This window comes from Pseudoxanthobacter sp. (assembly GCF_036822375.1).
Taxonomy (GTDB): Bacteria; Pseudomonadota; Alphaproteobacteria; order Rhizobiales; family Segnochrobactraceae; genus Pseudoxanthobacter.
The window spans coordinates 1405-7064 of sequence record NZ_DAISHT010000174.1 but is presented as its reverse complement, the minus strand read 5'-3'; the positions used below and the strand labels follow the sequence as shown (position 1 = coordinate 7064).

Below are 5660 nucleotides of genomic sequence, written 5' to 3'. Positions count from 1 at the left end.
TCGTCGATTTCCCGATGTTCGAGTGGAACGAGGAAGAGAAGAAGATCGACTTCTCGCACAACCCGTTCTCCATGCCGCAGGGCGGGCTTGAGGCGCTGGAGACGATGGATCCGCTGGAGATCCGCGCCTACCAGTACGATATCGTCTGCAACGGCATCGAACTGTCGTCGGGCGCGATCCGCAATCACCAGCCGGCCATCATGCGCAAGGCGTTCGAGATCGCCGGCTATCCGCAGGAAGATCTGGAGAAGCGCTTCGGCGGCATGCTGCGCGCGCTCGAATTCGGCGCCCCGCCCCACGGCGGCATCGCGCCGGGTGTCGACCGCATCGTGATGCTGCTGTGCGATGAGGAAAACCTGCGCGAGGTGGTGCTGTTCCCGATGAATCAGCGCGCCGAGGATCTGCTGATGGGGGCGCCTTCGGAGGTCTCCAACAAGCAGCTTCGCGAACTGCATATCCGCCTCAACCTGCCGAACTGAGGGCCGGCGGCCCCGGCCGCCGCCGCCGTCACGGACAGAAAAAGGGCCGCCCGGTGATGCCGGGCGGCCCTTTCGTTATTGCCGGTTCTGCCTCAGAAGACCCCGTGGCCGCAGCCGCCGGGCGCGTTACGGATTGGCCGCGACCTGCACCTTCAGCAGGCCGGGCAGGGTCTGCGGCGCCACCAGAACCGTGCCGATCAGTTCGGTGATCGGCACCGCCCGGCGCGGCGCGGCGGTGATGCGCAGAGCGCGCGGATCCTTGAGGAAGGCGGCGCCGGCGTCGGCAACGGCCTTCTGGAACTCCACGTCCTTCAGCGGCATCAGCAGCATCGGCAGGGCGGCGGAAAGCTGGCTGGCATAAACATCGGCGGTGGTGCCGGCGTCCTTCGCCTGCGCGGCCAGCAGGCGCTGCACCAGCGTTTCGTTGGTGAAGGTGAGGGTCGCATCCTTCACCATCAGCGTCTGGAAGATCTCGTCGCTGTCTCTGGAGCGGGTCGGATCGGACAGGATGGCGATGGCCGCCGGCGTCAGGCCGGCGATCTTGCCGGTCAGCGTCAGCGCGCCGACGCCGTCGATGCCGATCTTGACCTCGTCGATGTTGCCGGTGGACGAATCGGGCTCCCAGGTGCCCTTGGCCGTCACGTTGATGTCGAGGGCGTTGTAGCCGAGCGCCAGCAGCTCGCGGCGCAGACCGTCCTCCGGCAGCCGCGACACGTCGATGTGAATGCCGCGCACCGAAAAGCCGCTCATCTTCGACTGGCCGGCGGGCGCCCCGTCGGACTGAATGTCGATGGCCGCGACCGGAACGGTAAAGCCGGTGTCGTCGGTGAGCGTCAGGCCGGTGATCGCGACATCTTTGTAGATCGCCTGTGCGGCCGCCATGTCGTCGACGGTGCGCACCGGCCGCGGCGGCGGAATGTCGACATCGGTCGCCGCGATCTGATTGATGGTGACCTTGCTCTTCGCCTCGCTGAAGATCAGCCCGCTGGCATTGAACACGCCGGCGCGGATGCGGCCCTGATCGAGGGTCGCCTTGTCGATGGTGATGTGATCCACGCTCATCGCGGTCGGGCCGGCGGCATCGTCGGGAGCGGGCACGGCACCGCCGGCGCCCGGAACGGCGCCGGTGGCGGCCTCCGGCTTGCCGGCGGGCTGAACCGCCTTGAGGCCGCTGATGTCGACGGTGTCGTTATCGCCCGTCACCGTGGTCACGGTCACGTCGGTGAGGCCGCGGGCTTCCAGCCCGGCCAGAAAGGCATCGGCCAGCGGGTTGCCGGTCGGTTCGGCCGCAAGGGCGGGCGTGGCGAGGCAGCCGGCCAGCAGCGCTGCGGCAAGGCCTGCGCGCCGCAGGCCGGAGCGCGCCGCGCCGGAGCGGCTGCGAAGGGCTTTGGTGGCGCGGGTGGTTGCGCTCCCGGACGTCATCGTGGTCGAGCTCCTGAATTGCCGGTCGTCGTGGGGTCCGGCGTCTGCCGGCTGTCGGGCTGAATTTGGGAAAGCCGGCCGCGCGCGGCAAGGCGGAAAACGTCGCTCATCGAAATGCCGCGGATGGCACGGCGGTGCAATTGCCGCTGCCGGCGCTTGACGGCGGCGCCCCGGCCAGCCCAGAAAGCGTGCACGAATGCCACGCCTGCGCGCCCGTCCGGCCTGCGTTGCCGAGCCGTGCCACGGCGGTGTGGCCATCCTGTGACCCCGGCCGCCGGGCGCGGGGAAATGAGGTGTTCCGTGTCCGGGCGCGTGGATGCGCCGCAGAGGGTTCCATGTCTTCAGCCGAGTCTTCAGCCGAAACGTCGTCTTCAGCCGGTCAGTCCGCTGCCCGTCACCATGGCCGGAGCTGTCTGGCCGTGGTGCTGGCCGCTGGCGAGGGCACGCGCATGCGCTCCCGCACCCCGAAGGTTCTGCACCGCGTCGGCGGCCAGCCGATGGCGGCCCATGTGCTGCGCGCGGCCGCGGCGGCCGGTGCCGGGCGCATCGCGCTGGTCACCGGCCACGGTGCGGCCGCGGTGGGGCAGGAGATGGGCGGCCTCGGCCTCGACCTTGCGGTGTTCGAGCAGACCCGGCGCCTCGGCACGGCCCACGCCGTGCTGGCCGCCCGTGCGGCGCTGGAGGTGCCGGCCGACGACATCGTCGTGCTCTATGGCGATGCCCCGCTGGTGGAGGCTGACACCATCGCGCGCCTGCGCGGCCGGCTCAGCGAGGATGCCGACATCGCGGTGCTGGGCTTCGAGGCCGCCGACCCGACCGGCTATGGCCGGCTGATGGTGGACTGCGGCCGCCTGAAGGCGATCCGCGAGGAGAAAGACGCCAATCCGGCCGAGAGGGCGGTGCGGCTGTGCAATTCCGGCATCATTGCCATGAAGGGCGGGCTGGCGCTGCCGCTGCTGGAGGCGGTGGGCAACGACAATGCCAAGGGCGAATATTACCTCACCGACATCGTCGAGATCGCCAACCGCCACGGCATGACCGTGGTGGTGGAAACCACCACCGAGGACGAGGTGCAGGGCGTCAACGACCGCACCCAGCTTGCGCAGTGCGAGGCGGCGTTCCAGCGCCGGGCCCGCGAACGCGCGCTCGCCGCGGGGGTGACGCTGCTGGCGCCGGAGACCGTTTTCTTCAGCTACGACACCCGGCTCGCGCGCGATGTGATCGTGCACCAGAACGTGGTGTTCGGCCCCGGCGTGCAGGTGGCGGAGGCGTGCGAGATCCTGCCGTTCAGCCACCTTGAGGGCGCCCATGTGGGCGCGGGCACCCGGGTTGGCCCGTTTGCCCGCCTGCGGCCCGGCGCCCACCTCGGCGAGGGGGTGCACGTCGGCAATTTCGTAGAGGTGAAGGCGGCGCGCGTGGAAGACGGCGCCAAGCTCAATCATCTGACCTATATCGGCGATGCGCGCATCGGTGCCGGGTCCAACATCGGCGCCGGCACCATCGTCTGCAACTATGACGGCACCTTCAAGCATCACACCGATATCGGCGCCGGCGTGTTCATCGGCTCCAACTCGGCGCTGGTTGCGCCGGTCCGCATCGGCGATGGCGCCTATGTCGGCACCGGCAGTGTCATCACCGATGACGTGCCGGCCGATGCGCTGGCCATCGGCCGCGGCCGGCAGGTCGTCAAAGAGGGCCGCGCAGCGGAAATCCGCGCCGAACAGGCCCGCCGCAAGGCCGCGCAGCAGCCGCGCTGACCGCACGGAAGGGGCCGGAAAGCCGGCCCTTTTCCGGTTCGTCACGAAACGACACCGAGTGTGATTTGGGCCGTGGCGGCATTAGCCGCTAAACACGGCTCATGTTGCGTTGCGAGGAGAAGAGCGGATGTGCGGCATCGTCGGGATTCTGGGCACCGGGCCCGTGGCAGCACGCATGGTCGATGCGCTGAAGCGTCTCGAATATCGCGGCTACGATTCGGCGGGCATCGCCACGCTGGAAGGCGGCCACCTGACGCGCTGCCGCGCCGCAGGCAAACTGCGCAATCTGGAGGCGCGGGTTGCCGAGCAGTCGCTTTCCGGCGTCGTCGGCATCGGCCACACCCGCTGGGCCACCCACGGCGCGCCGACGGAGGATAACGCCCATCCCCATGCCACCGGCCGCGTTGCCGTGGTGCACAATGGCATCATCGAGAATTTCCGCCCGCTGAAGGAAGAGCTGATCGCCGGCGGCGCGGTGTTCCGCAGCCAGACCGACACCGAAGTCGTCTGCCAGCTGATCGACAAGGCGCTGCGCGACGGTCTGGCGCCGCGCGAGGCGGTGTCGGCATCGCTCGCCCGCCTGCGCGGGGCGTTTGCGCTCGCCATCCTGATCGAGGGCGACGAGGACCATCTTTACGGCGCCCGCCGCGGCTCGCCGCTGGCGGTGGGGCTGGGCGAGGGAGAGACCTTCCTCGGGTCCGATGCCATCGCGCTCGCCCCCTTCACCGATCACGTCATCTATCTCGACGAGGGCGACTGGGTGGTGCTGTCGCGCGGCGGCGCGGAGATCTTCGATGCCGGCGGCCGGCCGGTGACGCGCCCGGTGACCGTGCTGCGCGCCAGCGCGCTGGTGGTGGAGAAGGGCAACTACCGCCACTTCATGGAAAAGGAAATCCACGAGCAGCCGGACGTTCTGTCCCGCACGCTCGGCCACTATCTGGATTTCAGCACCGGTACCGCGCGGTCCGAGCCGTTTGCCGGGCTGGCGCTGGCCACCGTGCCGCGCGTTGCCATGGCGGCATGCGGCACGGCCTCCTATGCCGCTCTCGTCGGCAAGTACTGGCTGGAGCGGTTTGCCCGCCTGCCGGCGGATCTGGATGTCGCCTCCGAATTTCGCTATCGCGAAGCGCCGCTGACACCGCGCGGGCTGTCGCTGTTCGTCTCGCAGTCGGGCGAAACGGCCGATACGCTGGCGAGCCTGCGCTATTGCAAAGCCGCCGGGCAGACGATTGCCGCCGTGGTCAACGTGCCGACCTCCACCATCGCCCGCGAGGCCGATGTGGTGGTGCCGACGCTCGCCGGGCCGGAAATCGGCGTTGCCTCCACCAAGGCGTTCACCTGCCAGCTTGCCGTGCTGGCCTCTCTGGCCATTGCCGCCGGCCGTGCGCGCGGCGTGCTGGACGGCGCGCAGGAACAGGCGCTGGTGGCCGCCTTTGCCGAAGTGCCGCGTCTGGTGTCGTCCGCAATGGCGCTGGAGCCGCGTATCGAGGCCATTGCCCGGCGCATCCACCGCGTGGACGATGTGCTCTATCTCGGCCGCGGCACCAGCTATCCGATTGCGCTGGAAGGCGCGCTGAAGCTGAAGGAGCTGTCCTACATCCACGCCGAGGGCTATGCCGCCGGCGAACTGAAGCACGGCCCCATCGCCCTGATCGACGAGGATATGCCGGTGGTGGTGATCGCGCCGTTCGACCGCTGGTTCGAGAAGACCGCCTCCAACATGCAGGAAGTCGCCGCGCGCGGCGGCCGCATCGTGCTGGTGACCGACGAGAAGGGGCTTGAACACGCCGGCATCACGCCCGCGGAAACCATCCTGATGCCGGAGATGCCGGAGGAGATTGCCCCCATCGTCTATTCGGTGCCGGTGCAGATGCTGGCCTACTACACCGCCGTTGCCAACGGCACGGACGTGGACCAGCCGCGCAATCTCGCCAAATCCGTGACGGTGGAGTGATGTCCCCGCCGTCGCCGGGCCGGGCCCTGTGCCGGCCCGGTCAGGGCG

4 protein-coding genes are annotated in these 5660 nt (G+C 69.2%); 3 read left to right on the top strand and 1 reads right to left on the bottom strand.

Annotation, left to right across the window (positions count from 1 at the left end):
- A partial coding sequence (locus V7067_RS13815; protein ID WP_334176486.1) for an amino acid--tRNA ligase-related protein occupies nucleotides 1–479 on the top strand: 479 nt, incomplete at its 5' end.
- Between the two features lie 126 nt (nucleotides 480–605).
- On the opposite strand, the gene V7067_RS13810 is transcribed toward V7067_RS13815, so the two are convergent.
- On the bottom strand, nucleotides 606–1901 hold the full coding sequence (locus V7067_RS13810; RefSeq protein ID WP_334176485.1) for a hypothetical protein: 1296 nt from the start codon (nucleotides 1899–1901) through the stop codon (nucleotides 606–608).
- A gap of 335 nt (nucleotides 1902–2236) precedes the next feature.
- Here V7067_RS13810 and glmU point away from each other — a divergent pair, with 335 nt between their 5' ends.
- Nucleotides 2237–3658 (top strand): bifunctional UDP-N-acetylglucosamine diphosphorylase/glucosamine-1-phosphate N-acetyltransferase GlmU, encoded by a 1422-nt coding sequence (glmU, locus tag V7067_RS13805; protein WP_334176484.1) that lies wholly within the window; start codon nucleotides 2237–2239, stop codon nucleotides 3656–3658.
- 127 nt (nucleotides 3659–3785) lie between these two features.
- Entirely contained in the window at nucleotides 3786–5612 is a 1827-nt protein-coding gene (gene glmS / locus V7067_RS13800; protein ID WP_334176483.1) for a glutamine--fructose-6-phosphate transaminase (isomerizing), read from the top strand.
- Nucleotides 5613–5660: the final 48 nt, after the last annotated feature.